At 60.4% G+C, this 26,996-nt stretch carries 30 protein-coding genes; 13 read left to right on the forward strand and 17 right to left on the reverse strand.

Going from position 1 to position 26,996, the window contains the following annotated elements; translation table 11 throughout:
* Positions 1-121 precede the first annotated feature (121 nt).
* Together JT51_RS16670 and JT51_RS16675 are read right to left on the reverse strand one after the other, a co-directional pair.
* Positions 122-481 (reverse strand): flagellar biosynthesis protein FlgN, encoded by a 360-nt coding sequence (locus tag JT51_RS16670; RefSeq protein WP_037315252.1) that lies wholly within the window; start codon positions 479-481, stop codon positions 122-124.
* Positions 465-746, reverse strand: coding sequence for a rod-binding protein (locus tag JT51_RS16675; RefSeq protein ID WP_037315474.1), 282 nt, complete (start codon positions 744-746; stop codon positions 465-467). Before JT51_RS16675 ends, JT51_RS16670 begins: the two co-directional genes overlap by 17 nt.
* A gap of 111 nt (positions 747-857) precedes the next feature.
* On the opposite strand from JT51_RS16675, the gene JT51_RS16680 reads away from it, so the two are divergent.
* The 3 genes from JT51_RS16680 to JT51_RS16690 are packed head-to-tail and all read left to right on the forward strand — an operon-like array spanning position 858 to position 3,668.
* The gene (locus tag JT51_RS16680) at positions 858-2,078 is read left to right on the forward strand and encodes a flagellar hook-length control protein FliK (RefSeq protein WP_081894721.1); all 1,221 of its coding nucleotides are present in this window, start codon (positions 858-860) and stop codon (positions 2,076-2,078) included.
* Between the two features lie 2 nt (positions 2,079-2,080).
* Positions 2,081-2,746 (forward strand): flagellar hook capping FlgD N-terminal domain-containing protein, encoded by a 666-nt coding sequence (locus JT51_RS16685; protein ID WP_037315258.1) that lies wholly within the window; start codon positions 2,081-2,083, stop codon positions 2,744-2,746.
* A 55-nt stretch (positions 2,747-2,801) separates the two neighbouring features.
* The gene (locus tag JT51_RS16690) at positions 2,802-3,668 is read left to right on the forward strand and encodes an aminoglycoside phosphotransferase family protein (RefSeq protein ID WP_235216198.1); all 867 of its coding nucleotides are present in this window, start codon (positions 2,802-2,804) and stop codon (positions 3,666-3,668) included.
* 3 nt (positions 3,669-3,671) lie between these two features.
* Here the strand turns inward: JT51_RS16690 and JT51_RS16695 are convergent, their stop codons facing one another.
* The 5 genes from JT51_RS16695 to JT51_RS16715 all read right to left on the reverse strand — a co-directional run bounded on the left by JT51_RS16695 (position 3,672) and on the right by JT51_RS16715 (position 8,957).
* A complete protein-coding gene (locus JT51_RS16695; RefSeq protein WP_037315261.1) occupies positions 3,672-4,973 on the reverse strand; it encodes an NAD(P)/FAD-dependent oxidoreductase in 1,302 nt (433 codons plus the stop codon).
* Positions 4,970-5,788: an ABC transporter permease gene (locus tag JT51_RS16700; RefSeq protein WP_037315264.1), complete on the reverse strand. Its 819-nt coding sequence runs from the start codon at positions 5,786-5,788 to the stop codon at positions 4,970-4,972. The genes JT51_RS16695 and JT51_RS16700 overlap by 4 nt, the downstream gene beginning before the upstream one ends.
* The gene (locus JT51_RS16705; protein ID WP_037315480.1) at positions 5,785-6,675 is read right to left on the reverse strand and encodes an ABC transporter permease subunit; all 891 of its coding nucleotides are present in this window, start codon (positions 6,673-6,675) and stop codon (positions 5,785-5,787) included. The genes JT51_RS16700 and JT51_RS16705 overlap by 4 nt, the downstream gene beginning before the upstream one ends.
* The gene (locus tag JT51_RS16710) at positions 6,675-7,802 is read right to left on the reverse strand and encodes an ABC transporter ATP-binding protein (protein ID WP_037315266.1); all 1,128 of its coding nucleotides are present in this window, start codon (positions 7,800-7,802) and stop codon (positions 6,675-6,677) included. Before JT51_RS16710 ends, JT51_RS16705 begins: the two co-directional genes overlap by 1 nt.
* Positions 7,803-7,871: 69 nt before the next feature.
* Positions 7,872-8,957, reverse strand: a complete 1,086-nt coding sequence (locus JT51_RS16715; RefSeq protein WP_037315268.1) for a polyamine ABC transporter substrate-binding protein — start codon at positions 8,955-8,957, stop codon at positions 7,872-7,874.
* Between the two features lie 140 nt (positions 8,958-9,097).
* Between JT51_RS16715 and JT51_RS16720 the strand changes: the two genes are divergently transcribed.
* Both JT51_RS16720 and JT51_RS16725 read left to right on the forward strand, forming a co-directional pair.
* Positions 9,098-9,781 (forward strand): GntR family transcriptional regulator, encoded by a 684-nt coding sequence (locus JT51_RS16720; protein WP_081894722.1) that lies wholly within the window; start codon positions 9,098-9,100, stop codon positions 9,779-9,781.
* 75 nt (positions 9,782-9,856) lie between these two features.
* Positions 9,857-11,251: an aspartate aminotransferase family protein gene (locus JT51_RS16725; protein WP_037315272.1), complete on the forward strand. Its 1,395-nt coding sequence runs from the start codon at positions 9,857-9,859 to the stop codon at positions 11,249-11,251.
* A 55-nt stretch (positions 11,252-11,306) separates the two neighbouring features.
* On the opposite strand, the gene JT51_RS16730 is transcribed toward JT51_RS16725, so the two are convergent.
* Positions 11,307-12,605, reverse strand: a complete 1,299-nt coding sequence (locus JT51_RS16730) for a lytic murein transglycosylase (RefSeq protein WP_037315275.1) — start codon at positions 12,603-12,605, stop codon at positions 11,307-11,309.
* Positions 12,606-12,667: 62 nt separating this feature from the next.
* Positions 12,668-13,381, reverse strand: a complete 714-nt coding sequence (locus JT51_RS16735; RefSeq protein WP_037315277.1) for a helix-turn-helix transcriptional regulator — start codon at positions 13,379-13,381, stop codon at positions 12,668-12,670.
* An 83-nt stretch (positions 13,382-13,464) separates the two neighbouring features.
* Between JT51_RS16735 and JT51_RS16740 the strand changes: the two genes are divergently transcribed.
* Entirely contained in the window at positions 13,465-14,163 is a 699-nt protein-coding gene (locus JT51_RS16740) for a glutathione S-transferase family protein (RefSeq protein ID WP_037315483.1), read from the forward strand.
* Positions 14,160-14,546: a DUF1801 domain-containing protein gene (locus JT51_RS16745; protein ID WP_037315279.1), complete on the forward strand. Its 387-nt coding sequence runs from the start codon at positions 14,160-14,162 to the stop codon at positions 14,544-14,546. Before JT51_RS16740 ends, JT51_RS16745 begins: the two co-directional genes overlap by 4 nt.
* Here the strand turns inward: JT51_RS16745 and rnr are convergent.
* The 3 genes from rnr to dapE are packed head-to-tail and all read right to left on the reverse strand — an operon-like array spanning position 14,537 to position 18,571.
* The gene (rnr, locus tag JT51_RS16750) at positions 14,537-16,795 is read right to left on the reverse strand and encodes a ribonuclease R (RefSeq protein WP_037315281.1); all 2,259 of its coding nucleotides are present in this window, start codon (positions 16,793-16,795) and stop codon (positions 14,537-14,539) included. The genes JT51_RS16745 and rnr overlap by 10 nt on opposite strands.
* Positions 16,796-16,852: 57 nt before the next feature.
* The gene (locus tag JT51_RS16755; protein ID WP_037315284.1) at positions 16,853-17,428 is read right to left on the reverse strand and encodes a TIGR04282 family arsenosugar biosynthesis glycosyltransferase; all 576 of its coding nucleotides are present in this window, start codon (positions 17,426-17,428) and stop codon (positions 16,853-16,855) included.
* A 3-nt stretch (positions 17,429-17,431) separates the two neighbouring features.
* A complete protein-coding gene (gene dapE, locus JT51_RS16760) occupies positions 17,432-18,571 on the reverse strand; it encodes a succinyl-diaminopimelate desuccinylase (RefSeq protein ID WP_037315286.1) in 1,140 nt (379 codons plus the stop codon).
* A gap of 198 nt (positions 18,572-18,769) precedes the next feature.
* Between dapE and JT51_RS16765 the strand changes: the two genes are divergently transcribed.
* Positions 18,770-19,828 (forward strand): transporter substrate-binding domain-containing protein, encoded by a 1,059-nt coding sequence (locus tag JT51_RS16765; protein ID WP_037315288.1) that lies wholly within the window; start codon positions 18,770-18,772, stop codon positions 19,826-19,828.
* On the opposite strand, the gene JT51_RS16770 is transcribed toward JT51_RS16765, so the two are convergent.
* Positions 19,825-20,169 carry a hypothetical protein gene (locus JT51_RS16770; protein ID WP_051927618.1) on the reverse strand — a complete coding sequence of 115 codons (345 nt, stop codon included), beginning with the start codon at positions 20,167-20,169 and terminating at the stop codon, positions 19,825-19,827. The two genes, JT51_RS16765 and JT51_RS16770, sit on opposite strands and share 4 nt — an antisense overlap.
* 117 nt (positions 20,170-20,286) lie before the next feature.
* Here JT51_RS16770 and JT51_RS16775 point away from each other — a divergent pair, with 117 nt between their 5' ends.
* Positions 20,287-20,622 carry a cupin domain-containing protein gene (locus JT51_RS16775; RefSeq protein ID WP_037315486.1) on the forward strand — a complete coding sequence of 112 codons (336 nt, stop codon included), beginning with the start codon at positions 20,287-20,289 and terminating at the stop codon, positions 20,620-20,622.
* A 63-nt stretch (positions 20,623-20,685) separates the two neighbouring features.
* Here JT51_RS16775 and dapD read toward each other — a convergent pair whose 3' ends face one another.
* Positions 20,686-21,513: a 2,3,4,5-tetrahydropyridine-2,6-dicarboxylate N-succinyltransferase gene (gene dapD / locus JT51_RS16780; RefSeq protein WP_037315293.1), complete on the reverse strand. Its 828-nt coding sequence runs from the start codon at positions 21,511-21,513 to the stop codon at positions 20,686-20,688.
* Positions 21,514-21,620: 107 nt separating this feature from the next.
* Entirely contained in the window at positions 21,621-22,538 is a 918-nt protein-coding gene (locus tag JT51_RS16785) for a threonine/serine dehydratase (RefSeq protein WP_037315296.1), read from the reverse strand.
* Between the two features lie 79 nt (positions 22,539-22,617).
* Here JT51_RS16785 and JT51_RS16790 point away from each other — a divergent pair, with 79 nt between their 5' ends.
* Entirely contained in the window at positions 22,618-23,460 is an 843-nt protein-coding gene (locus JT51_RS16790; protein WP_037315299.1) for a TIGR00730 family Rossman fold protein, read from the forward strand.
* A gap of 3 nt (positions 23,461-23,463) precedes the next feature.
* Positions 23,464-24,561 carry a cystathionine gamma-lyase gene (locus tag JT51_RS16795; RefSeq protein WP_037315302.1) on the forward strand — a complete coding sequence of 366 codons (1,098 nt, stop codon included), beginning with the start codon at positions 23,464-23,466 and terminating at the stop codon, positions 24,559-24,561.
* Here JT51_RS16795 and JT51_RS16800 read toward each other — a convergent pair whose 3' ends face one another.
* Positions 24,562-24,945 carry a phage holin family protein gene (locus tag JT51_RS16800; RefSeq protein ID WP_037315304.1) on the reverse strand — a complete coding sequence of 128 codons (384 nt, stop codon included), beginning with the start codon at positions 24,943-24,945 and terminating at the stop codon, positions 24,562-24,564.
* A gap of 157 nt (positions 24,946-25,102) precedes the next feature.
* Between JT51_RS16800 and JT51_RS16805 the strand changes: the two genes are divergently transcribed.
* Together JT51_RS16805 and JT51_RS16810 are read left to right on the forward strand one after the other, a co-directional pair.
* Positions 25,103-26,020, forward strand: a complete 918-nt coding sequence (locus JT51_RS16805) for a DnaJ C-terminal domain-containing protein (protein WP_037315306.1) — start codon at positions 25,103-25,105, stop codon at positions 26,018-26,020.
* Positions 26,017-26,361, forward strand: a complete 345-nt coding sequence (locus JT51_RS16810; protein ID WP_037315309.1) for a hypothetical protein — start codon at positions 26,017-26,019, stop codon at positions 26,359-26,361. Before JT51_RS16805 ends, JT51_RS16810 begins: the two co-directional genes overlap by 4 nt.
* On the opposite strand, the gene JT51_RS16815 is transcribed toward JT51_RS16810, so the two are convergent.
* On the reverse strand, positions 26,362-26,988 hold the full coding sequence (locus JT51_RS16815) for a cytochrome P460 family protein (RefSeq protein WP_037315312.1): 627 nt from the start codon (positions 26,986-26,988) through the stop codon (positions 26,362-26,364).
* Positions 26,989-26,996: the final 8 nt, after the last annotated feature.

The raw sequence follows: 26,996 nt of genomic DNA on the forward strand, positions 1-26,996 counted from the left end.
TTGCCATCGGGCCGTTCGCGCCACCTGTTGTTCCAGGTGCAGGACCACTCTTGCCGCCGATCCCCTAACGGAGTGCTAAGGCGCAATCGCCAGAAATTTCGGATTTGAATCAAACCCGTCGCTATGCCCGTTTTTCCAGTTTTGCGTGGCTGCGCACGGTAAAGCCGCTGCGTTGCCCGTCAGCCCCATATGTGCTGAATTCCTGCCTTACGCGCCGCATCTCGGCCATGCGGCTGGCGACTGCGCGTATCCCGTCAGCAGCGCTGTTCAGCAGGGCCTGATTCCGTTCGACCTTTTTATGAAGCCGAATCAAATCTTCGCTGTCATGGACCTGAAGGTCGTTGATCGCACCGATCAGCTTTTCTTTTTCGGGGGTCATATGGTGCAGACGATCCAGATCCCCGTGGACCAGCGCGGCGCGCTCAAGGTCCAGTACTTCTTCGAGCGATCTGATCAGGTTGGCCTCAGGTTTGGTCGACATTGGCGTTCTCCATCATCGATTTGAACAGGATTTCGGACAGACCAACGCCACCGGATTTCGCCAGTTGTGTTGCCTGTTGCTGTACAAGAAACGACGAGAACTGATCCTCTCCGGCTCCGCCGCCCATGGATTGGCGCGCTTCGCCCAATCCGGCCGATTTCAGCATTTCCGCCAGAAATGCGGCCTCCAACTCGACCGCTGCGGCCTGCAATCTGTCTGTAACTGTGGGTGCATGCACCGCAGGCGGGGACGCGGTAATCTTCATCGCTTTCTCCGAAATTTGCATCGAACTTTCTTGATCAAAGAGGAAAGCAGTTAAAATAAACGTAACTTCCTGCGGGCAGATTTCCGGTCATACAAACGGAGTCGGAGCAAAATGCCCAACCCTCTTTCAATGGCGATGTCCACGCCAACTGCGGCCGTAAAGCCGGACGCAAACGCCCGGGACCAGCGCGACCCGAATGCAGCGGCGTCCTTTCAATCGGTCATGGATGAAGAGAACGGCCAACAGCCCGCCGGGCCAGAGGTCGCAGATCCCCCCCTTCAGGAACTTGAGGCCGAGCCCGAGGTTGAAGAAACCACCGAAGACGTGGAAACAGCAGACATCGCTGTTGCCCTGGAAGATCATCCTTTGCCTGAAACGCGCAACGTCAGCGAGGAGCCTGCTTTAACCCCAGCCGCGCGAACAAGCACTGAACACCCTTCTTTTGTTCAAGTCCCGGTCAAGCTGGATGAGCAGGCCACCGCAGCCGACCAGCTGGATTCCTCGAAGGCGGAAATCCCGGCGTCGCAGCAAAGCACCGTTCAGCAGGCCGGTCACACTGTGGTTCAAACGCTGCGTTGGGGGGACGGAATGCGCGCCAATACGGCCCTGAAACCGCAAAACGACAACTCAGTTCCGGCAACAGCCGAGGCGCGGCCAAAGGATGTTCCGAATCTCACCGCATCCTTTGGGTCGGGTCGCGACATTTCGCATGATCCGCCCGCATCTGCCCCCCCTCCAAAGCGGCCAACCGGTCCAGAGCAGGCACCGACACTTGTCCAGATGCAGTTGCTGGCGACAGAACAGACCAGTGATGACGCTGATACCGCGTCGGATCAGGAAATCGAAGGATTGCAGACAACCCGGGACACAGCGGGTTCGTCGTCGACCCGTGAAACTGCGGCTGGGACGCATGCAATGACGGCCACGGCCAGGGCAGAGACGGCCCGGGCCATAGCGGGTCAGATGATATCGGCCATCAATACGCGCCCGCAATCCGGTGCGATCGAAATTGCGCTGAACCCCGAAGAATTGGGGCGCGTTTCGATTGTTCTGAACGGCCGCGATGACGGGTTTCACCTGACCATCGCCGCAGAACGCCCCGAGACGATGGATCTGATGCGTCGGCATCTTTCGGTGCTGGAGGCCGAGTTCAAGAACCTCGGCCTTGGGGATCTGACCTTTGACCTGGGCACCTCATCCGACGCGGAGCAGGACCATCCCAATACCGAAGACGGATCACCGCAAACGTCGCATCTGCCCGAGAATACCACCGATTCCGAACCGGATCTTCCGAAAATTCGCGCCGATGGGCGCATCGACATAAGGCTTTGACCATGATCACTGCAACCCAACCAACGACCCAGAATACGGCTCAGGCCCCAGCGGCGACACCGCCGAAAACCTCCGGCCTGGCGACGGATTTTCAGACATTTTTGTTGATGTTGACGACTCAGGCCAAGAATCAGGACCCGCTGGAGCCCTTGGATTCCTCTCAATACGCATCGCAGCTGGCGCAGTTTTCCATGGTCGAACAGCAGACAAGGACCAACAACCTGCTGTCTGGCCTGTCGTCGTCAATGGGCAGCGTCAATCTGGAAGAGCTCACGCGCTGGGTCGGAATGGATGTCCGCACTGCGTCTGCTTTTCAATTTGACGGTGCGCCCAAGACCCTTTTCGCCCAGGCAGAGCCTGCGGCAACCAATGCCGTCATGGTGATCCGCGACAACGCCGGGACGGTCATCGACAGAATCGCCGTTCCCAAGTCCGAGGCGGAATTTGTCTGGGCCGGAGTGGATGGCGATGGCAATCCACTGCCTAAAGGAAGCTATTCGGCCACCTTGGAAAGTTACGACGGGGATAAATTGCTGTCCCAGAAACTGGCATCCGCCTACAACAAGGTGAAAGAGGCACAGTCCAGCGATGATACGATCCTGCTGACCCTGGAAAATGGTCAGGTTGTATCCGCGGCAGAGGTGACTGCAGTTCGAACCGGAGCTTGATCTGACGGGCGCGACAGGCCACACCGATGGAACCATCGACTCGCTGACTGAACTGGTGATCCTGCTGTCTGACCCGACCGTCCCCCCTTTGGACCTTGCCGACGATCTTCGCAATCGGGGACTTGTTGATTCCGGTGCGCAGTTTCAGGCGCTTTATGGCGGGCGCACCAATCAGGTCTGGAAAGTGCTGGACGGAAACGGCGGCAAGGTTCTGAAACTGTACCGCGCCACGCTGCGCAATCCACTTTTTCGCAATGACGCCCGGTTAGAAGCACGCTGTCTGAGAGCGTTGGATTTCACCGGTTTTGTACCCCGTCTGCGCGCCACCGGCCTGCACGACAGCGGCCATTGGGTTTTGTACGATCACGCGCCGGGAACGCCCTGGCAGCAAGACCCGACAAAGGTGGCAAAGCTTTTGTGCAAGCTGCATTCGCTTGATCTGGACGTTCAGGTGCCCCGGGGATGCAACGGCAGCGCGGATCTGGCACGGCACGGACAGGACATTCTGGACGGGTGCTCGGCGGATGCCCAGCGCCAGATAGAGCATTTGCGCCCGAACGAACCGGTGCTCCCTGCCGCCCGCACCTGCCTGATTCACGGCGACCCGGTTGCCGGGAACATCCTGGTCGCGGCATCCGGCCTGACCCTGATTGACTGGCAATGCCCGGCGCGGGGCGACCCGTGCGAGGATCTGGCGCTGTTCCTTTCACCGGCCATGCAGCACCTTTACCGGGGCGCGCCTTTGACACCATCGGAAGAAAGCTTGTTCCTATCAGCCTACGGTCGGACAGAAACCGTAGCCCGGTACAGGCTGCTGCGCCGCTGGTATGCATGGCGGATGGCTGCGTATTGTCTGTGGCGCGCCGAAAACGGCACGCCAGATTACGCCATTGGGTTCAAGCTGGAAGTTGCCGCGTTGTAAGGGTCAAAGATCCGCAAGCGCCATCGCCGCATAAGCCGGAGGTAACAAGGCGCGGCGCCACGGCCCAAGCGGGAACTGCGCCGGTGGCCTGGTGACCGGGTCCGGCAACCCTGCCTCCTGCCCCAGAACCAGACGCGCCAGTCCACGTCCACAATAAGTCCCCATCGCGACCCCGTTCCCGTGGTAGGCAAATCCTGCAAACATACCCGGCTGGCCCGGGATCGGTCCGGCGTAGGGGGTCAGCGATCGCGACATACATACCATCCCGGACCACATATTGGTTACTTCTACGCCTGCCCACTCCGGAAACATGTTGCGAAAATCGCGCTGGGCTTGTTGGCGAATTGCGGCCTCGGCCCCGGCAGACGACCGCAGCCCCCCACGCATGCCAAACAGAAACCGACGATCCGGCATCAGGCGAAAATAATGCAGCAAGTTGCGAGTGTCATAAGACATCTGATCCGAGGTCCAGCCCTGCGCATGCAACTCGGATTCCGACAAGGGGCGGGTTACCAAAACCGTTGACTGCGTAGGCATATATCGCCCGGACAGCCATGGCGGCAGGTCCTCGCTGGAGTATCCGTTGGTGCAGATCAGAACGTTCTCCGCCCTGACCCGACCCGAGCGGGTTTGAACGTCAAATCCCGACGGCGTCTTTTGCAGGGTTTCGACCGTGCTTTGCTGGTACAGTTTCGCCCCGTGCGCCTGCGCGACATTTGCAATTCCGAAAAGGTATTTCCGGGGATTCAGGCCAAAACCGATCGGATCGGTGTACCCGCCGTAAAACATGTCACCGAACCCAAGACCCGGCAGGTCAGCGGCCTCATGCAGCTTGCCTGCACCCTCGGCGGATCGGCGCAGCTTTTCCATCGCTCGCGGGTTATGAGCCAGCTTCGTTTCACCCTTTGAATGCGTTTCTGCATCAATCTGATGGGTGTTCAGCAAACCAGCGACCAGTTGAACGGCCTCTGCTTCGGCCTGTGCATAGCTTTGTGCAGCAGCGTCCCCAAACCGGCGGATCATGGCATTCTGGCTTAGCTTTGAGCCACCGGTACAACAGAACCCCCCATTTCGACCCGAGGCACCCCAACCGGGTGTCTCGGCCTCAAGCACTGCGACGGACACGCCCGCCTCGGCCAGATGCAAAGCGGCCGACATGCCGGTGAAGCCGCCGCCAACGACGGCGACATCCACGTTCAGATCACCCCGCAGTACCGGCCAGTCCGGGCTGGCGATTGTCTCGTCCCACCAACAGTTCGTGCGGGGGCCCGGCCCATAGGTGTAATCTGGGAACAGACGTCTCATTCTGCGCGCGCTGCGGCCATTTCATCCTGCTTTTGCTTCATCATCGCACGTTTCGTGACCAATGATGCCGTGATCACACCAACCGTCACAACCGCAATCATCAGTGTGGACAGGGCGTTGATCTCGGGGCTGACCCCCAGACGCACAGCCGAGAAGATCTTGATCGGCAAGGTCGTGGCCGATGGGCCCGAGGTAAAGGACGCAATCACCAGATCATCCAGCGACAGGGTAAAGGCCAGCAACCAGCCCGAAATCACCGCAGGCGCAATGATCGGAAGCGTTACCAACCGGAATGCCTGTGCCGGGGAACAACCCAGATCCAGCGCGGCCTCTTCCAGCGACCGATCAAAGGTCACCAGACGAGACGAGACAACAACCGAGACAAAGCACATCGAAAACGTCGTATGTGCCAGAACGATGGTCAGAATGCCCCGGTCCAGCCCGATGCCGATGAACAGCAACAGCAGGGACAGGCCGGTGATCACCTCGGGCATCACCAGCGGGGCGTAGATCATGCCAGAAAACAGCGTCCGGCCAAAGAACCGCCCGCCGCGCACCATCACATAGGCCGCAGCGGTTCCCAGAACGGTTGCCAGCGTCGATGAAAACACCGCAACCCGCAACGTGACCCAGGCCGCATCCAGAAACGCCTCGTTCTGAACCAGCTCTCCGTACCATCTAGTCGAAAACCCGGACCAGACGGTGACCAGTTTGCCGTCGTTAAAGCTGAAGATGATCAGAATGACCATCGGGATGTAAAGAAACGCAAACCCAAGCGTCAGGGACACCGCGTTGAACCAACTCAACCTGTTCATTGTTCGGCCTCCGTCTGCTTTTGCTGGTTGCGTTGGAACAGCACGATCGGCACCACAAGGATCAGCAACAGCACCACCGCCACGGCGCTGGCCACCGGCCAGTCACGGTTTGAGAAGAACTCCTCCCACAGCACTTTACCGATCATCAGCGTGCCGGAACCACCCAGCAGCGATGGGATCACGAATTCGCCGATCACGGGAATCATCACCAGGAAACAGCCGGCGATGATGCCGGGTCTCGACAATGGGATGGTCACCAGCCAGAACGCCTGAATACGCGAGCAGCCCAAGTCCTCGGCGGCTTCGATCAGGGATTCATCCATCCGCTCCAGCGCGGAATAGATCGGCAGGATCATGAATGGCAGATAGGTGTAAACGATACCGATATAGACGGCCGTGTTGGTGTTCAGAATGGTCAGCGGGGTCGAAATGACACCGATCCACAGCAGGAACTGGTTCAGATACCCTTCGTTGCTAAGAATACCCATCCACGCATAGACCCGGATCAGGAACGAGGTCCAGAACGGCAAGATGATCAGCATCATCAGCGTCGGACGCCATTCTTCAGGCGCGCGCGCCATGCCGTAGGCAATCGGATACCCGAAAATCAGCGTAAAAATTGTCGCAATCAGCGCGATCTTGACGCTGGACAGGTAGGCTTTCCAATAAAGGTCGTCTTCGGTCAGCCAGACAAAATTCTCAAAATCCAGCTGGCTGAAAAATTCCGTAATACCGGACCAACCCTGCGACAGGTCCAATGTCGGGGTGTAGGGCGGGATCGCAAGCGCGGTGTCCGACAGCGAGATCTTCAGGACGATGAAGAACGGCACCAGAAACAGCGCCAGCAGCCAGACATAGGGGACCGCGATCAAAAAAGCGCGGCGCATCAGTTCGCCAACAAAACCGCGGCCGTTGCTGTCCAGGACAGCCAGACCGGGTCTTCCCATGTGAAGGAGCGGCGCGAGATGCGGCGGGTGTTGGCCGATTGCGCCTTGATGATCGTGCCGTTTGCCAGCTCGACATAATAGGTGGACAGGTTGCCCAGATAGGCGATGTCATGGACTTTGCCCTGAATTGCATTGACCGCATCCGCCGGGCGGTCCGCCGAGATCGTGACCTTTTCAGGCCGGATCGCCAGATGGCAGCCCTGCCCATTGGACAGATCAGTGGCCGAGGTCGCCGTCAGGGGCGTCTGCCCTTCGGCCCAGTTGATCTGATAGGTCTCATCGCCCTGTGCCGTCGCACGGCCTTCGATGATGTTCACGTCACCGATGAAGTCCGCCACATAGACCGAGTTCGGATTCTCATAAATCCGATCCGGGGTCGCGACTTGTTTCAACTGCCCCTGATCCATGACCGCGACGCGGCTGGCGACCGTCATCGCCTCTTCCTGATCGTGGGTCACAATCACAAAGGTGGTGCCGGTCTTTTCCTGAATATCCATCAGTTCGAACTGCGTGTCCTGCCGCAGTTTCTTGTCCAACGCCCCCAAAGGTTCATCCAGCAGCAAAAGCTTGGGCGCCTTGGCCAGCGACCGGGCCAGCGCAACACGTTGCCGTTGCCCCCCGGATATCTGATGCGGCTTGCGGCGGGCAAATTGTTCCAGCCGGGTCAGACGCAGCATCTCCTCGACCCGGTCTTCCAGATCACGTTTCGGCATTTTATCGCGTCGCAGGCCAAAAGCGATGTTTTCCCAGATGCTCAGATGCGGGAACAACGCATAGGACTGGAACATCATGTTCACCGCCCGCTTGTTCGGTGGGATCGGGTCGATGTCCTGCCCGCTGAGGATGATGTGACCCTCCGTCGGGGTTTCGAACCCGGCCAACATCCGCATCATCGTGGTCTTGCCACAGCCGGATGGTCCCAGCAGGGCAAAAAACTCGCGTTCGAAAATGTCCAGCGACAGGTTGTCGATGGCCGTAAAACCGCCGAACCGCTTGGTAACATTTTTGAACTGGATCAAAGGCTTCGCCTGTGGGTCGTCCCACGGCGTAAAAACGTCAGAGGTCAAAGCGGTCCCCGCATGTCTGTCTAGGCATAAAAAAGGGCGCGGGACGTTGATGTCGCCCCGCGCAGAGAGTCAGGTACCGGACTTGATCTTGGTCCAGAGACGGGTCACGGAACGCTGCGTTTTCTGCGGATAAGGCGTTGTGATGTAGAGATTCTGCATCGTGGTCTCATCCGGGTAAATCGCCGGATCGCCGATCACGTCTTCCTCAAGAAACTCCTGAGACGCCTTGTTGCCGTTGGCGTAGTACACATAGTTCGACGCGGCAGCCATGTTGTTGGCATCCAGAATGAAATCGAGGAACTTATGTGCGCCTTCCGGGTTTGGCGCGTCCACCGGAACGGCCATCTGGTCGAACCACATCAGCGAACCTTCGGCGAACGGATGGTATTCGATCTCGACACCGTTTTCTGCTTCGACCGCACGATCGCGCGCCTGCAGAATATCACCCGACCAGCCGACGGCCACGCAGATATCCCCATTCGCCAGCGCGTTGATATATTCCGAGCTGTGGAATTTCTGGATATAGGGGCGTACGCTGGTCAGCACTTCTTCGGTCTTGGCGATGACATCCTTGTCGTGGCTGTCGGGGTCCTCACCGAGGTATTGCAGAGTCATCGGAAGAATTTCGGCTGGCGCGTCCAGGAAATGCACGCCGCAGGCGGCCAGCTTTTCCATGTTCTCCGGCTTCAGAACCAGATCCATGCTGTTCAGCGCAACATCGTCACCCAGTACCTCTTTGACCTTACCGACATTCACGCCAAGGCCTGTGGTTCCCCACATGTAGTTGATCGAGTAGGCGTTGTTCGGATCGTAGCCTGCGGTGCGCTCCTGAATAACGTCCCAAAGGTTGTCTGCATTCGAAAGCTTGGATGTGTCCAGTTCCTGAAACGCGCCGGCTTGGATCTGGCGCTGAAGAAATGTGCCTGTGGGCACCACCACATCATAGCCCGACCCACCAGCCAGCATCTTGGTTTCCAACACTTCGTTGCTGTCGAAAACATCGTAGACCAGGGTCAGGCCGGTTTCTTCTTCGAATTTCTTCAGAAGATCCTCGTCAATGTAGTCGGACCAGTTGTAAACCCGCACCTCTTCGGCAAAGGCCGCCGAAGTCCCCAGTGCGATGACCGCTGTCAGTGTCAGCGTTTTGATTGTCATTTTAGTCTCCCTGCAGGTTTGCGTGTATTTTCACGTTTTTTTGGATTTGATCAAGTTTTGCGTTTTCCCTCGATCCAACTTATGGTTTCACGAGGTCAGGCACCTGGCAAGTCAACATCATCGGAAACAGGGCAAACCAATTGGATTTGATCAAAAATAAGGCTTCGGGCGCATCAGCGGATGCTGACAAACTACCCGCTCACGAACGTGTGTACCAGAGGCTCAGATCGCAGATCATGTACGGTGAACTGGTGCCCGGACAGCCGGTCACGATACAGGGGCTGACTGATTCGCTGGGTGTTGGCATGACCCCGGTGCGCGAAGCCATCCGGCGGCTGATCTCGGACGGTGCGCTGATGTTTCAGGGCAATCGACGGGTCAGCGTACCGCTGTTGTCGGGGCGCGATGTCGAGCAGATGATTTTTGCCAGAATTTCAATAGAATCAGAACTTTCTCGTCGCGCGACAGTAAACATCAAATCCACGGACATTGATCGCCTGGAACAGATTGACCAACAGTTGGACCGCACAATCATAGACGGTGACGTCAGCGGTTACCTGCGCCAGAACCACACATTCCATGAAACGCTGTATTCCCACGCCGATGCGCCGATTCTCAGTGATCTGGCAGAGCGGCTCTGGCTTAGATTCGGGCCATCGCTGCGGGTTGTCAGCGGCCGCTTGGGCACCCAATGCCTGCCTGACCGCCATAAGGATATCATCACGGCATTGCGCAAACAGGACGCCGATCTTGTGGCCAAAGCCACCGCGCAGGACATCGAACAGGGTATGGAGTTGATGGCGGATACGCTGACCAGCACCTAAATCGATTCGATTCGATTGACTGTGAGAAATTTGATCATATTGTGTTGAGCAACCGCTCTTGCAGGAGATTCTCCGATGACGACCATCACGAACCACATGCCGACCGCCGAATTGCAGGCGCTGGACGCCGCCCATCACATGCACCCTTTCTCGACCAATGCGTCGCTGGCAGAAGATGGCGTGCGCGTCATCACCAGGGCCAAAGGTGCCTATTTGTTCGACAGCGAGGGGGAAAAGATCCTCGACGCGATGGCCGGGCTGTGGTGTGTCAATATCGGCTATGGCCGCGAAGAACTGCCCGAAGTTGCGGCCCGCCAAATGCGCGAACTGCCCTATTACAACACGTTCTTCAAAACCACCCATGTGCCCGGCATCGCGCTGGCCGCCAAGCTGGCGGAGCTGGCCCCCGGTGACCTGAACCACGTATTCTTTGCCGGTGGCGGGTCCGAGGCGAATGACACCAACCTTCGCATGGTGCGCACCTACTGGGCCGAAAAGGGCCAGCCGGACAAGAACATCATCATCAGCCGGGAAAATGCCTATCACGGCTCGACCCTGGGGGCTTCGTCGCTGGGCGGTATGTCAGGCATGCACGCGCAGGGCGGCGTGGTGCCGAACATTCATCACATCGGGCAGCCGAACTGGTGGGCCGAAGGCAGCAACATGTCGCCCGAGGAATTCGGCCTGGCCCGCGCTCGCGAGCTGGAAGAGGCGATTCTGGAACTGGGCGAAGACCGCGTCGCCGCCTTTATCGCCGAGCCCGTTCAGGGCGCCGGGGGCGTCATCGTGGCACCCGACACCTATTGGCCCGAGATTCAGCGGATCTGCGACAAGTATGAAATCCTGCTGATCGCGGACGAGGTGATCTGCGGATTTGGCCGCACCGGCAATTGGTTCGGATCGCAGACCGTCGGCATCACCCCGCATATCATGACCATCGCCAAGGGCCTCAGCTCGGGCTATGCGCCGATTGGCGGGTCCATCGTGTGCGACGAGGTTGCCGAAGTGATCAGCAAGGCCGAGTTCAATCACGGCTACACCTATTCCGGCCACCCGGTCGCGGCGGCTGTTGCCTTGGAAAACCTGCGCATTCTGGAAGAAGAGAACATTCTGGACCATGTCCGCGACGTCGCGGCCCCCCATCTGAAAAAGAAATGGGAGGCTCTGGCCGATCACCCGCTGGTGGGTGAGGCCAGGATCGTGGGCATGATGGCCTCTATCGCGCTGACGCCAGACAAGGCCAACCGCGCCAAATTCGCGTCCGAGCCGGGCACAATCGGCTATATCTGCCGCGAGCATTGCTTTGCCAACAACCTGATCATGCGCCATGTGGGCGACCGGATGATCATCTCACCACCGCTGGTTATGACCCCTGCGGATATTGATGAGATGTTCGTGCGCATCCACAAATCGCTGGATGAAGCCCATGCTGAAATCATCGAAAAAGGACTGATGAAAGCCGCTTCCTGAGGCCATCGGTAACTAATACATCGGTCGGGCGGTCTTTTCGGGCCGCCCGATTTCTTTACCGCAAATGTTCCAGCAGGTTCAGGCTGGCATAACCGTCCGGCAGCAGCCCCTGTGCCACCTGATAGGCGCGTACTGCATTGATGGTATTGGGACCGACGCGCCCATCAATGGTCTGCGTATCAAACCCTGCCTGTGTCAGACGCGTCTGCAATTCCTTGCGTTCCGTGAAACTCAGCACCCGGTCGCCACGGGGCCAGTTGGATCGAAACGGGCCGCGCCCTGCCAGACGGTCGGACAGGTGGCCAATGCCGATCACATAAGCATCCGCGCCATTATATTTCTCGATCACGCTGAAGTTGTCGAAGATCATCAGTGCGACGCCCCGCCCGCCTGCGGGCAGCAGGATCGCCGCCTGCCCGTGATCCGCCACGTCCGAGCCGTCCGTCGCCGTGACGCCACGCGCGGCCCATTCCGACGGTTTCAGCGTATAATCGCGTTTGGCCGTGGCAAAATCGAACCCATCTGGCAAGCGCACCTCGGCCCCCCATGGCTGCCCCTTGGTCCAGCCATGCCGCGCCAGATAGGACGCGGCCGAGGCCAGCGCATCTGTGGGATCATCCGACCAGATATCGCGCCGCCCGTCGCCGTCAAAATCGACCGCATGATCCAGATATGAGGTCGGCATGAACTGCGTATGCCCCATCGCCCCGGCCCAGCTGCCGATCATGTTTCCGGCGCTCACATCCCCCGCCTGAACGATCCGCAGCGCCGCGATCAGCTGGGTTTCAAAGAACTGCGCCCGCCGTGCATCAAAGGCCAGCGTCGCCAGCGACCGGATGGTCTGATTGCTGCCCCGGAACGTCCCGAACGACGTTTCAAGCCCCCAGATCGCCGTTACGATCTCTTTTTCAACGCCATATTGCGCCTCGATCCGGGTCAGGGTTGCGTGATGACGCTCCAGCCCGGCGCGGCCATTTGAAATCCGCGTATCCGACACGGCGGCATCCAGATACTCCCATATCGGCTTGGAAAACTCGGCCTGATTTCGATCCCGCGCGATGATCTTCTTGTCATAGGTCAGACCCGCCAGCGACCGGTCCAGTGTTGCAGGGGCAATGCCTTGTTGAATCGCACGGTCGCGGAACGCCCCAAGCCACGCCTGAAATCGCGCGTTTCCTTCGGTAGACACCCGATACTCCTTTGCTGAGGGTCGCACGACCGGCCTGAGCGACACCGCCACATCGGCCGAGGCCAGCTGAATGGTCTTCGACCGATCCGCCGTGTTCAGGGTTTCCGCCTGCACAATGGATGCCCATAATGCGGCGGCCACGACGCCACCCATGCATTTACGCATTCCGTTTTTCCTGATTACTGCTCGGGCACAGAATAGCGCAAAACCGGGCTTTCACAAAGCGTTCAAACCGCCCCCTCACGGTCTTTTGCCTCCCGCTCGGCGCGGATGCGGGCCAACGCCTCGCGCAGCAGGGGAACACGGTTCGGCCTAAAGCTTTGATCCAATACAGACATCTTCTGCATCCTGTCCAATCGGAAGAAACGAAAATCCTGCCGCAGATGACACCAGCCAATCAGAATGCTGGAGCGATCCATGTAGACGATGCTCAGCGGGTTCACCCGGCGGTGGGTTTCCTGCCCCTTTGCATCGGAATAGGCAAATTCCACCGCGCGCTCGTCCCAGGTGGCCTGCCGCAGGACGGCCACGTCGATGGTCGGTTTTTCCGGACGATCAAAACGTGTTGCGGTCAGGACCGCATGGCTGAGGCGATGGGACTGGCGCTGCGGCAACCGACCCTGCAATTTGCGCAACACCGCGCTGGCCGCCTCTGACAGTCCGGGATCGCCGATGGACTGCACCTCGCGCAGGCCAAGAACCAGCGCCTCCAGCTCATCATCGGTGAAGCCCAGCGGCGGCAGTGTTGCATCCTCGATCAGGGTGAAACCAAACCCGGCCTCTCCGTCGATGACCGCACCCAGCCCGCGCAGCGCATCTATGTCGCGGTGAACGGTGCGGGGTGAAACGCCAAGATCCTGCGCCAGCTGCGCCGATGTTTTCGGCGACGGGCCAGAGCGCAAGGCTTGCATCAACTGGAACAGGCGGGCGGTGCGGGACATGACGAAGCTTAGCTTATACCTGATGACAGAAACTGTCATCAGTGACCGTTATCAACCGGACATCCCCAATGATGGAGCAGACGATGTTGACCCTTCTCACCTACCCTTCAGCCTTTGGTCTGTTCAGCGCCAGCCCGTTCTGTGTCAAGACGGCCCTGATGCTGCAACAATCCGGCCAGGCCTGGCGGCGGTCCGACATGCTGGACCCTCGCAAGATGCCGCATCAGAAACTGCCCGTTCTGCGCACACCCGAACGGCTGGTGCCTGACAGCGACCTGATCCGCGAATGGCTCGAGGCGCAGGGCGCGGATTTTGATCAGGGCCTGACGGATGTGCAAAAGGCACAAGCCCGCACGCTGACCCGCATGTCTGAGGAACACCTGTATTTTCACATCGTTCTGGATCGCTGGGGCAATGATGCGGTCTGGCCCATCCTGCGCGCGATGTTCTTTGCCGAAATCCCGGCCCTGATCCGAAAACCCGTGTCAGGCGCGATCCGCAAATCCGTCCTTAGGGGAATTCGGACCCAGGGCATCGGGCGCTTCTCACCGGCGGAACGATTGGATCGGGTCGAGCGCGACCTTGAGGCAATCTCGGCCTACCTGTGGCAATCGCCGTTTTTGCTGGGGGAACACCCGACCTCGGCAGATATGAGCGTCGGTCCGATGCTGGCGGCCATGCGCGCAACACCCGCCGATACCCCGCTGACCCGGCGCATCAAACAGGATAACCTGCTCAACAGCTATGTAGATCGGATGGAGGAGGCATTGCCGCTGGCATGAGACGTTTCGATGACCCCGCCGTTGCCGCCGCCTTCGAGGCCTTCCCCGAGGCCACGCGCGCAGGCGCACTGGCCCTGCGCGCGCTGGTGTTCGAAACGGCGGGTTCGCTGCCCGGTGCCCAACCGGTGCAAGAGGCGCTGCGCTGGGGGCAGCCCGCCTATCTGGCGCCCAAAGGCACCACGATCCGGCTGGGCGGGCACAAGGCGGCAAGCTTTGCCCTGTTCGTGCATTGCCAAAGCCGTGTCATGGGTGATTTCACCTCGGCCTTTCCGGGCGAGGATCGCATCGACGGCAACCGTGCCGTGCTGTTCGACGACCCGGATCAGATCGACGCAACCCGCCATGGCTGGCTGATTGCGCGGGCGCTGACCTATCACTTTTGACGGCGCTTGCGTTCGACCTTGCGCTTGATCTTGTCTTTCTTGCGTTTATAGCTGGCGGTCTTGCGGCGCGCCCCGCGCCCCGCAGGCCCCCGCCCACGCGGCAGGGCCTGGTCGTCAATCGACAACAGCTCCAGTTCCAGCCCGCCGGTTACAGGGGTCGCTGCGGTCAGCCGCACGGTGACGCGCTGGCCGATGGCAATGGTCAGGCCGGTGTCCGACCCCATCAATGTTCCCGCCTCGCGGTCGAAATGGAAAAACTCCCGCCCTAACGAGCGTACGGGAACCAGCCCATCCGCACCGGTTTCGTCCATCTTCACGAAGGCCCCGAACCGGGCAATACCGCTGATCCGGCCAGAGAATTCATTGCCCACCCGCTCGCTGAGGTAGGCGGCCAGATACCGGTCGGTCGTGTCCCGTTCGGCCATCATCGAGCGGCGTTCCGTGTCCGAGATATGCGTGGCGGTGTCGTCCAGCCGGGCGATTTCCTCCTCGGTCAGCCCGTCCTCGCCCCAGCCATGCGCCGAAATCAGCGCGCGGTGCACGATCAGGTCGGCATAGCGGCGAATGGGCGAGGTGAAATGTGCATAGTTCCGCAGCGCCAGCCCGAAATGACCGAAGTTTTCGGCGTTGTAATAGGCCTGCGCCATGGACCGCAGCGTGGACAGGTTGATCAGCTCTGCATCCTCGGTCCCGGCGGCGGCATTCAGCAGCGCGTTCAGGTGGCGGGTTTGCAGCACCTGCCCCTTGGCCAGATTCAAGCCCGCCGCCTGCGCCGTTTCCCGCAGGCTTTCCAGTTTTTCCTGCGCCGGTTCTTCGTGCACGCGGAACAGCAGCGGACGCCGCTTGGCGATCAGCGTCTCGGCAGCGGCGACATTGGCGAGGATCATGAATTCTTCGATCAGCTTGTGCGCATCCAGACGGTCGCGGAAGGCCACGCTTTGAACCTCGCCCGCGTCGCTGAGGATGATCTTGCGTTCGGGCAGGTCCAACTCCAGCGGCTGGCGTTCGGCGCGCGCCTTTTTCAGCGCCGCATAGGCGGCATAAAGCGGCTTCAGAACCGTCTCTAACAAAGGTCCTGTACGGTCATTGGGGGTGCCGTCGATGGCCTCCTGCACCTCGGCGTAATGCAGCGAGGCGGCGGATCGCATAAGCCCGCGCACAAAGTGATGGCCGATCTTGGTGCCATCGGCGTCGATCTGCATCCGCACGGCGATACAGGCGCGCGGAACGCCTTCGTGCAGGGAACACAGATCACCCGACAGCCGGTCGGGCAGCATCGGCACCACCCGGTCGGGGAAATAGCTGGAGTTGCCCCGTTTGCGCGCCTCGCGGTCCAGCGCCGTGCCGGGCTGCACATAGGCGGCGACATCGGCGATGGCGACCCAGACCACATGGCCGCCGGGGTTCTTGGGGTCGTCATCGGCATGGGCATAACAGGCATCATCGTGATCGCGCGCATCTGACGGGTCGATGGTGAGCAGCGGCATGTCGCGCAGGTCTTCGCGCCCATTCAGACCAACCGGTTTGGCTTTGTCGGCCTCGTCGATCACCTTGTCGGGGAAGTCATCGGGGATGCCGTGTTGATGGATTGCGATCAGTGAAACCGCCTTGGGGGCCGTGGGATCACCCAGCCGCTCGACAATACGCGCGCGCGGCAGGCCCATGCGGTTCTTGGGTCCAGCCTGTTCAGCCTCGACCAGCTCGCCATCCTTGGCCCCGTGCACAGCGCCATCGGCAACAAGCCATTCGGTCGAACCGGCCTTGTCGATGGGCACGATCCGCCCGCCCTCGGCCCCCTTGCGAAAGATACCGACAATGCGGCGCGGGTTGGTGCCGATGCGCCGGATCAGGCGGGCCTCATAGTTGTGATCTTCTTCATGCACTACGGTCAGACGCGCCAATATGCGGTCGCCCTCGCCCAGCGCGGGATCACTGGCGCGGGGGATGATCAGAACGATGGGTTCCACACCTTTGCCATGCCATTCCAACGGGCGCGCGAACAGATCGCCATCTACATTGGGGGCCTTGACCTGCAACACGCTGACGGGCGGCAGGCGGTCCGGGTCGCGATAGCTGCGGTTGCGCTTTTCCAGATGGCCTTCGGCCTCAAGCTCCTTGAGGATACGCTTGAGGTCGATCCGATCCGCGCCCTTGATACCAAAGGCCTTGGCGATATCGCGTTTCGAAGTCAGGGTCGGGTTCGCCGAGATCCAATCAAGGACCTCTTGCTTGGTGGGGATGCGTGTCATGATTTCGGCCTAACACGCGGATGCGACTGCGTCATGACCAAAAAACGGAACGGCGGGTCAGGATTGCAGATCGGCCACCGTATCGACATCGCGCAACGGGTCCAGAAAGGCCACGCGGGAACCGGGAACCGAGGCCAGCGTATCGGCCAGCGCATGTTCCGTGGACCAGCGGACATTGCCGAACAAACCCTTAGGCAGCGCCCCATAGCGCTGCGCGCCAACCAGCCAATAGCCACCGTCCGGCGCGGGGCCGAACACCATCTGCGCGCGCCCCAGCGCGCCAAAGGCCCCCGCGATATGTCCGCGTGTGATCCCCGGAATATCAGCACCAATCAGACAGACAGGCCCGTTGGGCATACCGCGCAGCATCCGCGCCATGCGGTCACCCAGATCACCCCGCCCCTGCGCCGCACGCGGCAGGTCGGCGGGCCAGATGCGACTGGTCAGCCCCTCGCGGTCGGGGGCCACCGCCAGAATGATCTGCCAGCGCGGGTCGCGCAGCCGCCGGATCAGCGACCGGGTCTGATGCCGGAACCACCATGCCGCACCAACCATGCCGATATCGCGGCCCAGCCGGGTCTTGACCCGCCCCGGTCGCGGCTCTTTCACCATGATGACAAGTGTGCGCTGCATGGGTCAGGCGAAATAGTCCCGCAGGATGCGCGTGTAGATCACCTTGAGCTGTTCGATCTGCGCCACCTCGACGCATTCATCCACCTGATGCATGGTCCGGCCCACCAGTCCAAACTCGACCACCGGGCAGTGATCCTTGATGAACCGCGCGTCCGAGGTGCCCCCGGTCGTCGACATCTCGGGGCGCACGCCGGTCTCCGCCTCGACCGCCTGCGCGACCAGATCGGACAGCGGTCCGGGCGGGGTCAGAAAGCTTTCGCCCGAGATCTTGATGCGTATGTCGACCTCAACATCATAGGCTTCGGCCACGGCCAGCGCCTCGGCGCGCAGCCAGTCGCTGAGCCCGGCGCCGGAATGCAGATCGTTGAAACGGATATTCACCGCACCGCTGCATTGCGCCGGGATCACGTTGGTCGCCGTGTTGCCAGTGTCGATATTCACAACCGCCAGCGTCGAGGCGTCAAAATGATCCGATCCCTGATCCAGCTTGTGGCTGGCCAGTTGATGCATCAGCCGCGCCATCGCGGGTAGCGGGTTCTTGGCACGATGCGGATAGGCCGAATGCCCCTGCACGCCGGTCACCGTGAACCAGGCGGTCATGGAGCCGCGCCTGCCAATTTTCATCATCTCGCCCATTATGTTGGGGCAGGTCGGCTCGCCCACCAGACAGACGGACATCCGTTCATTCGTGCGGTCCATATGATCCAGCAGCGCCGTGGTGCCGTCCAGCGCGTCGCCTTCTTCATCGCCGGTGATCGTCAGGATCACCGCCCCATCCGGAGGCGTGTCGCGCACAAAATCCACAGCCGCCGCCGCAAAGGCCGCCACGGCCGACTTCATATCGGTGGTTCCGCGCCCATACATCACGCCGTCGCGGATTTCCGCGCCAAAGGGCGGCATGGTCCAGGCCACCGCATCCCCGACCGGCACAACATCGGTATGACCATTGAATCCAAAGCTGCGCGCGTGCCCTTTGTCGCCCCAGCGCGCGAACAGATTGCTGATACCTCCACGATCCACACGGGTGCAGTCGAACCCTGCGTTCGACAGGAATTGCTCCAACAACACCAATGCGCCGCCTTCTTCGGGTGTGACTGATGGGCAACGGATCAGTTCTGCTGTCAATTCTACCGGATCTGTCATGGCTGGACCTCTTTTGGTTCCTTCGCGCACAGATTCAACGAATTGGACCGATTGCCAACCCCTGCCCGGCCGAATCCGCAGGCTTTTTTGCGCCTGTATCAGCCGAACACCCCATTAAAACACCGGCCTTTACCCTGCGACCACCTTGCCGCGCTATTCAAATCTGCGTTAGAGCCGCGCGAAATGGGTAAATTAACGATGATACGCGCGCTTTTCGCACTGGTCTGCCTGACTTTCGCTGGCATTGCACAGCAAAGCCCGGCGCAAACGCTGAATGTCACCACGGTGACCCGCCCTCCGTTTTCCTATGTCGAGGACGGGGCCCAAACCGGTTTTTCGATGGAACTGCTCGAGGCGCTGGCCCAGTCACTGAACTGGGAATACTCGGTCAACCGGGTCGATGCCTTCAGTGATATGCTGGGTGCGGTGCGGGACGGTTCCGCCGATCTGGCCATCGCCAATATCTCGATCACCGCCGCGCGCGAGACGCAGATGGATTTCAGTCAGCCAATCTTTGAGGCCGGCTTGCAGATCATGGTCCCTTCCGAGGCCGCGCGCCGGCCCTCTCTGCTACAGGCACTGTTATCGCGTGAACTGTTCATCGCCATCGGCCTGGCCTTTGCCATTCTGCTGGGTGGCGGGATGCTGATGTGGCTGTTCGAGCGCCGCTCGCAACCCTATTTTGATCGCAAACTGGACGAGGCGTGGTTCCCGTCGTTCTGGTGGGCGCTGAACCTAGTGGTAAATGGCGGGTTCGAGGAACGGATGCCGCGCACCCCCTTTGGCCGCTTGCTGGGTGTGATTCTGGTGGTGTCGTCGCTGTTCATCGTGTCGGTCTTTACCGCCCGCATTACCTCGGTCATGACGGTGGACGCGATCACCGGCAACGTGAATTCGGTCAACGACCTTTATGGCAAACAGGTAGGCACCATTGCGGGATCGACCGCCGCAAGCTTCCTGACCCGGCGCGAGGTCGAGTTTGTCGGATATGCCGGACTGGATGAAATGCTGACCGCCTTCCGTGACAAGGATCTGGATGCGGTGGTCTTCGACGCGCCGATCCTGTCCTACTATGCCTCGCACGAAGGTCGCCGGATTGCATCCATGACCGGCGGGGTCTTTTTGCGCGAGAGTTACGGGATCGCCTTCCCGACCGGATCGCCCCGGATCGAAGACGTCAATCAGGCCCTGCTGTCGCTGCGCGAAGACGGCACCTATGACGAAATTTATCGCAAGTGGTTCGGGGTGCGGAACTAGGCTTTTTCTTCGTCGCCGAAAAACGGCGTCATCTGTGCGACGATAACCGCGTTTTCATCCAATGCCCGCTGCATCAATGCGCGTTCATCCGGGTCGATGTCATGACCCTGCGCCTCGCGCTCGGCCAATGTGCCATAGCCGGTTACATCCAGCGGCGCGGTATCAGCCTGTTTCAGGATGGCCACGGTTTCGCGCACGGCTTCGGCCTCGTCCACGCCGCTGGCAAAACACATCAGTGCCGCCCCGGTCGCACCTTCGGGCAGGCCATCGCCGTCCTTGCGGCCGATCTGCACAAGCAGGGTATAGACTTGCTGACGAGAGGGTTTCTTTTGCTTTTCCATGCAGGGGGCCATAGCCGCGTGTTGGCTGCCGGTCAAGCAGCCGGGGAATTGCAGGAAGCCCCCGGCGCAGCCATAGTGCCCGCGACACCCCTGCAACGATCATCAAAGGACGTCTTCATGCCCTATCCAGATTTCATTGCCGCGTTTCCAGGCCTTGATGTGCCGTTCCCCGAAGACGTGGTTCAAACCGCGGTGATCCGGTCAGATGCGGGATTGGTGGCGTTCTTTACATTCCTCAAGGATTTTGAGCTGCCCGCGCATTCCCACAAGGCGCAATGGGGCACCGTGATCGAAGGTGAAATTGAACTGACCATCGGCGGGGAAACCAGAACCTACGGCCCCGGGGACAGCTATTCGATCCCCTCCGGGGTTGAACATAGCGGTAAGATCAAGGCCGGGTCACGGGTCATCGACGTGTTTGAGGAACCCGATCGCTATCCGGTCAAAGGATAAGCGGGCCACAAAAAAGGGCTGCAGCGGTGATCGCTACAGCCCCGTTTTCCATCTGCGCGTGGATTAGTCGCGCAGCAATTCGTTGATCCCGGTTTTCGAGCGGGTCTTTTCGTCCACGCGTTTCACGATCACCGCGCAATACAGGTTGACGTTGTTCTTGGACGGCATCGAACCGGCAACAACCACCGAATAGGGCGGCACTTCGCCATACATGACCTCGCCGGTTTCCCGATCCACGATCTTGGTGGACTGGCCGATGAACACACCCATACCCAGAACCGAACCTTCGCGAACGATGCAGCCTTCGACCACCTCAGAGCGCGCGCCGATAAAGCAGTTGTCTTCGATGATGGTCGGACCCGCCTGCATCGGTTCAAGCACACCGCCGATACCAACGCCACCCGACAGGTGGACGTTCTTGCCGATTTGCGCACAGGAACCAACAGTGGCCCATGTATCAACCATGGTGCCCTCGTCGACATAAGCGCCAAGGTTCACGAAAGACGGCATCAGAACCACGCCCGGCGCGATATAGGCGGATTTGCGGACAACGCAGTTCGGCACCGCGCGAAAACCGGCAGATCGCCAGTTGTCCTCACCCCAACCGGCGAACTTGCTGTCCACCTTGTCCCACCAGCCGCCATCCTGCGGGCCGCCGGACTGGATTTCCATGTCCTTGATTCGAAAGCCCAGCAGAACCGCTTTTTTCGCCCATTGGTTCACATGCCAGTCGCCGCTCGCCTGCTTTTCCGCAACCCGCAACGACCCGCTGTCCAGCGCGTTCAGCGTATCCTCGATCGCGTCGCGTTGTTCACCAGTGGTGGCGGGGGTGATGGTGTCGCGCGCCTCCCAGGCGGCTTCGATGGCGGCTTCCAGTTGCGCGTTGGACATTTGGCGGCTCCCTGCTGAATCTGTTCACGTTGGTCTTGCCTATACGCAAGCGCGGGACTGGCCGCAATGCGACGCAGACCGCACGCTTTGCGGCCAATCGCCCGGATTCAGCCGTTCAACGGATCGGGTGAGACATTGCCACCGCAGATCAGCACCGCAACCCTTTCGTCCGGCGCGGGCTGATACGCCCCTGAAATCAACGCCGCCAATGCGGTCGCGCCTGCCGGTTCCACCAGAATGCGATGCGCCTGCCACAGTATCTGCTGCGCCTGCGCAATGGCCGCATCCGGCACCAGAACCGATGTCATCCCCTGCGCCAGTTCGAAACAGATCGACCCGATGCGCCGCGCGCCCAGCGCATTGGCCGCGATGCCCGAAACGGTGACATCCACCGGCTCATCCGCCTGCAACGCCGCATTCAGCGCGCAAGAGGTCTCGGGTTCCACTGCCACAACCTTGCGCGCACCCTGCAACCAGCCCAGCGCGCCCGCGATCAGGCCGCCGCCACCGACCGCGATCAAAACGGTATCGGCCGTTAGCCCCTGCGCGTCCCACTCAGCAAAACATGTGCCCTGCCCGGCCACGGTTGCGGGCGCGTCATAGGCGTGGATTTGCATCGCGCCTGTGGCCTCTTCAAAAGATTTCGCCTCGGTCAGGGCATTGGCGTATTCGCCGGGCACCACGCTCAGATCCGCGCCGGTCTGTTCGATCAGGGCAATCTTGGACGGGCCTGCCAGTTCCGGCACGAATATTTTGGCCGGAAAACCCAGTGTTTGTGCCGCAAACGCCGCCGCTGCCCCGTGATTACCGCCCGATGCAGCCACGATACCAGCCTGCGGCACATCCACGCCAAGCAATGTGTTGAACGCACCACGCGCCTTGAAGCTGCCGGTGTGTTGCAGGTGTTCCAGCTTCATCTCGACCGGATAGTCCAGCCCAAGCGCGCGGCTTTCCATGATCGGCGTTACCTGTGCATGTCCGGCGATCCGATCGGCGGCTGCTGAAATTTCGCTTTTCCAATTCATTCGTGTCTTTCCGTGACTGGCGCTCTGCCCGCGAACCCTATAGCTGTTTTGGAAACACGCAAGCAGGGAACCCCCAGCAATGAGAGAAGACCGCCTCAGCCCTTTCCGCGACGCGCAGACTGACCGTTCCACCGCGAGCGAGGTGCCCGACACACCGCAAACCCGCTCGTCTGCCTATCGCCTCGCCTTTGCTGATGACGATTTCCTGTGCCGGGATGAGCTGCGTCCGGTGCGCCTGCAACTGGAACTGCTCAAGCCCGAAATGATAATGACCGAGCGTGAGATCACCTCGACCATCGTCATGTTCGGCGGTGCGCGCATTCCAGAGCCGTCGCAGAGACACACCGCGCGGACGGACACGCTGGCCGGTCTGTCGACATATTACGACGAGGCGCGGGAATTTGCCCGGCTGATGACTGAGAAATCCAATGAAACCGGCTGCCGCGAGAATGTGATCGTCACCGGCGGCGGCCCCGGCGTGATGGAGGCCGGAAACCGTGGCGCGCAGGACGCGGGCGGCTGTTCCATCGGGTTGAACATCGTGCTGCCGCACGAGCAGGCACCGAATGAGTATGTGACGCCCGAGCTCAGCTTCAATTTCCACTATTTCGCCATCCGCAAGATGCACTTCCTGATGCGCGCCCGCGCCATCACCATCTTTCCCGGCGGCTTTGGCACCATGGATGAGCTGTTCGAATCCCTGACCCTGATTCAAACTGGCCGCATGGAGCGCGTGCCCTTCCTGCTGTTTGGCCGCGAATTCTGGGAAAAGGTCATCAACTGGGAGGCGCTGGCAGACGCGGGCACCATCTCGGACGAGGATCTGGATCTGTTCCGCTTTGTCGACACCGCGCAAGAGGCGGTGGATATCATCGACAACTGGCAACCCGCCCCGCCCCGCGACGAAATCCCGGGGCGCTGAGCCATGGCGCCAAAGACCGGAGAGATGCTGCACCTGCGCGGCAATGCCCTGAACAAAGGTGAGCCGGTGGCCCTGCCGCTGACCCAAAGCAGCATGTTCCACCTGCCGGGCGCAGCTGACGGGCATGATTTCTACGGTCGTGTGAACAACCCGACATGGGAACATCTTGAACATGTGCTGGCGCATCTGGAAGACGCGCCCTGCCTGACATTTCCGTCGGGCATGGGGGCAATTTCGGCGGCGTTGTTTGCGACCGTAAAGTCCGGGTCGCGCATCCTGATCCCGTCTGACGGCTATTACGTGACGCGAGTGCTGGCGGATCGGTTCCTGTCCAATCTGGGCGTTTCCGTCACCGAACGCCCGACCACCGCCTTCACCGACGGCGGGCTTGACGGATTTGACGTGGTCTTTGTCGAAAGCCCCTCGAACCCCGGGCTGGACATGATGGACCTGCCCGCCATCGCCGCCGCAGTGCGCGCGGCAGGCGGCATCACGATTGCTGACAACACGACCATGACCCCCTTGGGGCAGCGTCCGCTGGACATGGGGGTGGATGTGGTTGTCGCCTCGGACACCAAGGCCATGGGCGGGCATTCCGACCTGCTAATGGGCCATGTGGCCAGCCGCAACGCGGAAATCATGGAACGGGTCGAGGAATGGCGGCGGGTTTCGGGCGCGATCCCCGGCCCGCATGAGGCGTGGCTGCTGCATCGCGGGCTGGAAACGCTGGACGTGCGGTTCGACCGGATGTGTTCTTCGGCGCAGGTGCTGGCCGAACGGCTGGCGGATCATGCGGCGGTCAAGCAAATCCGCTATCCCGGCCTGCCCGGTGATCCTTCGCACTCGCTGGCCAAAGCGCAGGCCGCGCGGTTCGGGTTCCTGCTGTCGATCACGTTGGAGGATGAGGCCAAGGCCGAGACCTTCATCAACAGCTGCCCCATGCTGCGGCCCGCAACATCCTTTGGCGGCGTGCACAGTTCCGCCGAACGACGCGCGCGATGGGGCGACGATGTCGACCCCGCCTTTATCCGCCTGTCTGTTGGATGCGAACCGGTGGAGGAGCTGTGGCAGGCGATCGAGGCCAGCCTGAACGCGCTGTGATTACTTCTTAGGCTCGCGCAGTTCCTTGAACACAAAGATCGGCAGCACAACGCTGGCGATCAACGCCCCCAGCCAGACCAGCAATGTTGCGGCCAGAAGGTTGGAAATTCCACCAATCGTCAGCCCGGCGGTGATCCAATCGGTCACCAGCAAGCCCACAAAGGTCACGACCAGAGCAATCCCACCCTTCAGTGCAGGCACGTCCTTTTCACCGATTTTCAGGATCAGCGGTTCGGCGATCACCTGAACCAGCGTGAAAACGATCACCACCACGATGAACGACAGGGGCCGGATCGAAAACCCGCTTAGCAGCAGCATGGCCAGCAACAAACCTATGGCATTCCCGGCCAACAGGGCCAAAGCGGATTTTATTCTGCGCGACATGGGGGTCTCCGTCAGTCAACAGTTCGAAATATGCATATGTTAACAGACGCGCAGAAATTTGCGAGCGGTTTCAAAAGCCTCTTCCTTTTGGGCTATTGAAATCGCATGATAAAATACATTCATCAAGATCAGCCCTGCCACATCCGCGAGAGGTGAGATGAGCGACGATCCCTATTCTGCCCTTGGCGTCGCCAAAGACGCCAGCGCCGCCGAGATCAAAAAGGCGTACCGGCGCATTGCCAAGGAATGTCACCCGGACCTGAAACCCGGTGACGCCGAGGCCGAAGACAGGTTCAAGGCCGCCGCAGCAGCCTATGACCTGCTGAAAGACCCCGATACCCGCGCGCGCTATGACAGGGGTGAAATTGATGCCTCGGGTCAGGAACGCCCGCAGCAGCAATATTACCGCGACCATGCCGAGGCTGCGGGAAACCCCTATCGCGGGCGCGCAGCGGACCCGGACGACATGTCGGACATCTTTGCCGAGTTCATGCGCGGGCGCGGCGGCTATGGTCAGCGCACGCAGGAATTCCACGCACCGGGCCACAATCGCGCCTATAATCTACAAATCAGCTTTCTGGATGCGGTATTCGGGGCCAGTCAGAAACTGACCCTGCCCGATGGTGACCGGATCGAGGTCAAGATCCCCGCAGGCATCACCGACGGCCAGACCATCCGCCTGCGCGGCAAGGGCGATCCGGGCTTTGGCGACGGCCCCCCGGGTGATGCGCTGGTGTCGGTGTCGGTGGCAAAGCACCCCGTCTTCGACCGTCAGGGTGACGACATTCACATCACCCTGCCGATCACCCTGGATGAGGCGATTCTGGGTGGCAAAGTCCCCGCCCCCACCATTGACGGCGGCGTGAATGTCAGCGTCCCGGCGGGCACCAGCAGCGGCAAGACCCTGCGCCTGCGCGGTAAGGGGGTCAAAAAACGCGGCTCGTCCGACCGGGGGGATCAGCTGATCGAGCTGACGGTTTCGATGCCGGATCAGATCGACGATGAGCTGAAGCAATTCATGGAGACATGGCGCGAAAACCACCGTTATGATCCGCGCAAAGGAATGCCGTCATGACCCGCACCCTGACCGAAAAGGAACTGATCACATCCGTTACCCGCCTGACATCGACCCGGTTGACCGAATATCTGGCCGCCGAGATCGTGATCCCCGAGCAGACGGATAGCGGCCTTGTCTATCACAGCCTCGACGTGGCGCGGCTGGAGCTGGCCTGCGAGCTGCATGATCAGTACGAGATGGAACCTGATGCGTTGTCGATGATGATTTCCCTGATCGACCAGATGCACGGCCTGCGCGCCGAGCTGCGCGAGGTGCTGAAGGCGGTGGACGCACAGCCCGAGCCCGTGCGCCAAACCCTGATCAAAGTGATCGGAGCCGCGCGTTTCGGGCGCAGGTAATCAATCTCCGGCGATGTATTCCTCGGGCACGAAAAAGGTATAGTCCCGATCCGCCACCGCCTCATGGCAGGCGTGGCAATAGGCGACCGCGCTGGCACGCGCGCCCATGGTATCGCCAAACAACGATCCGTCCGGCATCACCATGATGTATCGCCAATCCGCCGTTTCGGGGCTGGTTCCTTCGGGCAGTTTCTCCATCACGAACAAGGCGCCGGGATGGATGTTGCCCTCATCAGTGACGGTCACGCTGTCCTTGGCCAGCACCGACCCCATGGGCAGCTTTTCGCCTTCTTTCAACGTGCCATAGTTATGCGCCATGCGATTGGCATAGCTGTTCACAAAACGCTGCCCATGTGTGGCCGAAATATAGGGCGCATTGTTGAACAGCGGCCAGTTCTGATAGTTCAGCAGCAAATCCAACTGCGCCGCACCATAGCCGCGCGCCATGCGCCGCTGCAACGATTGGTAAATGCCCAGCGCTTCGTCCTTGGACAAATCCGCCGGATTCTCGATGGCAAGATGCGCGTTCTCATCGGTTGATTGTGCCGCGACATGGGTGACGGACGCGCCCGAAAACACCAATATTGTAAGGGGGATCGAAAACAGCCGTGTAAATCGTAAAAACATATGGATGG

The organism is Ruegeria halocynthiae (assembly GCF_000743705.1).
Taxonomy (GTDB): Bacteria; Pseudomonadota; Alphaproteobacteria; order Rhodobacterales; family Rhodobacteraceae; genus Ruegeria; species Ruegeria halocynthiae_B.

What these genes read in the sequence shown, in the direction of transcription:
- JT51_RS16670 (WP_037315252.1), bottom strand. Translation starts at nt 481, where the DNA reads ATGTCGACCAAACCTGAGGCCAACCTGATCAGATCGCTCGAAGAAGTA.
- JT51_RS16675 (WP_037315474.1), bottom strand. Translation starts at nt 746, where the DNA reads ATGAAGATTACCGCGTCCCCGCCTGCGGTGCATGCACCCACAGTTACA.
- JT51_RS16680 (WP_081894721.1), top strand. Translation starts at nt 858, where the DNA reads ATGCCCAACCCTCTTTCAATGGCGATGTCCACGCCAACTGCGGCCGTA.
- JT51_RS16685 (WP_037315258.1), top strand. Translation starts at nt 2,081, where the DNA reads ATGATCACTGCAACCCAACCAACGACCCAGAATACGGCTCAGGCCCCA.
- JT51_RS16695 (WP_037315261.1), bottom strand. Translation starts at nt 4,973, where the DNA reads ATGAGACGTCTGTTCCCAGATTACACCTATGGGCCGGGCCCCCGCACG.
- JT51_RS16700 (WP_037315264.1), bottom strand. Translation starts at nt 5,788, where the DNA reads ATGAACAGGTTGAGTTGGTTCAACGCGGTGTCCCTGACGCTTGGGTTT.
- JT51_RS16705 (WP_037315480.1), bottom strand. Translation starts at nt 6,675, where the DNA reads ATGCGCCGCGCTTTTTTGATCGCGGTCCCCTATGTCTGGCTGCTGGCG.
- JT51_RS16715 (WP_037315268.1), bottom strand. Translation starts at nt 8,957, where the DNA reads ATGACAATCAAAACGCTGACACTGACAGCGGTCATCGCACTGGGGACT.
- JT51_RS16725 (WP_037315272.1), top strand. Translation starts at nt 9,857, where the DNA reads ATGACGACCATCACGAACCACATGCCGACCGCCGAATTGCAGGCGCTG.
- JT51_RS16730 (WP_037315275.1), bottom strand. Translation starts at nt 12,605, where the DNA reads ATGCGTAAATGCATGGGTGGCGTCGTGGCCGCCGCATTATGGGCATCC.
- JT51_RS16735 (WP_037315277.1), bottom strand. Translation starts at nt 13,381, where the DNA reads ATGTCCCGCACCGCCCGCCTGTTCCAGTTGATGCAAGCCTTGCGCTCT.
- JT51_RS16740 (WP_037315483.1), top strand. Translation starts at nt 13,465, where the DNA reads ATGTTGACCCTTCTCACCTACCCTTCAGCCTTTGGTCTGTTCAGCGCC.
- JT51_RS16745 (WP_037315279.1), top strand. Translation starts at nt 14,160, where the DNA reads ATGAGACGTTTCGATGACCCCGCCGTTGCCGCCGCCTTCGAGGCCTTC.
- rnr (WP_037315281.1), bottom strand. Translation starts at nt 16,795, where the DNA reads ATGACACGCATCCCCACCAAGCAAGAGGTCCTTGATTGGATCTCGGCG.
- JT51_RS16755 (WP_037315284.1), bottom strand. Translation starts at nt 17,428, where the DNA reads ATGCAGCGCACACTTGTCATCATGGTGAAAGAGCCGCGACCGGGGCGG.
- dapE (WP_037315286.1), bottom strand. Translation starts at nt 18,571, where the DNA reads ATGACAGATCCGGTAGAATTGACAGCAGAACTGATCCGTTGCCCATCA.
- JT51_RS16765 (WP_037315288.1), top strand. Translation starts at nt 18,770, where the DNA reads ATGATACGCGCGCTTTTCGCACTGGTCTGCCTGACTTTCGCTGGCATT.
- JT51_RS16770 (WP_051927618.1), bottom strand. Translation starts at nt 20,169, where the DNA reads ATGGAAAAGCAAAAGAAACCCTCTCGTCAGCAAGTCTATACCCTGCTT.
- JT51_RS16775 (WP_037315486.1), top strand. Translation starts at nt 20,287, where the DNA reads ATGCCCTATCCAGATTTCATTGCCGCGTTTCCAGGCCTTGATGTGCCG.
- dapD (WP_037315293.1), bottom strand. Translation starts at nt 21,513, where the DNA reads ATGTCCAACGCGCAACTGGAAGCCGCCATCGAAGCCGCCTGGGAGGCG.
- JT51_RS16785 (WP_037315296.1), bottom strand. Translation starts at nt 22,538, where the DNA reads ATGAATTGGAAAAGCGAAATTTCAGCAGCCGCCGATCGGATCGCCGGA.
- JT51_RS16790 (WP_037315299.1), top strand. Translation starts at nt 22,618, where the DNA reads ATGAGAGAAGACCGCCTCAGCCCTTTCCGCGACGCGCAGACTGACCGT.
- JT51_RS16795 (WP_037315302.1), top strand. Translation starts at nt 23,464, where the DNA reads ATGGCGCCAAAGACCGGAGAGATGCTGCACCTGCGCGGCAATGCCCTG.
- JT51_RS16800 (WP_037315304.1), bottom strand. Translation starts at nt 24,945, where the DNA reads ATGTCGCGCAGAATAAAATCCGCTTTGGCCCTGTTGGCCGGGAATGCC.
- JT51_RS16805 (WP_037315306.1), top strand. Translation starts at nt 25,103, where the DNA reads ATGAGCGACGATCCCTATTCTGCCCTTGGCGTCGCCAAAGACGCCAGC.
- JT51_RS16810 (WP_037315309.1), top strand. Translation starts at nt 26,017, where the DNA reads ATGACCCGCACCCTGACCGAAAAGGAACTGATCACATCCGTTACCCGC.
- JT51_RS16815 (WP_037315312.1), bottom strand. Translation starts at nt 26,988, where the DNA reads ATGTTTTTACGATTTACACGGCTGTTTTCGATCCCCCTTACAATATTG.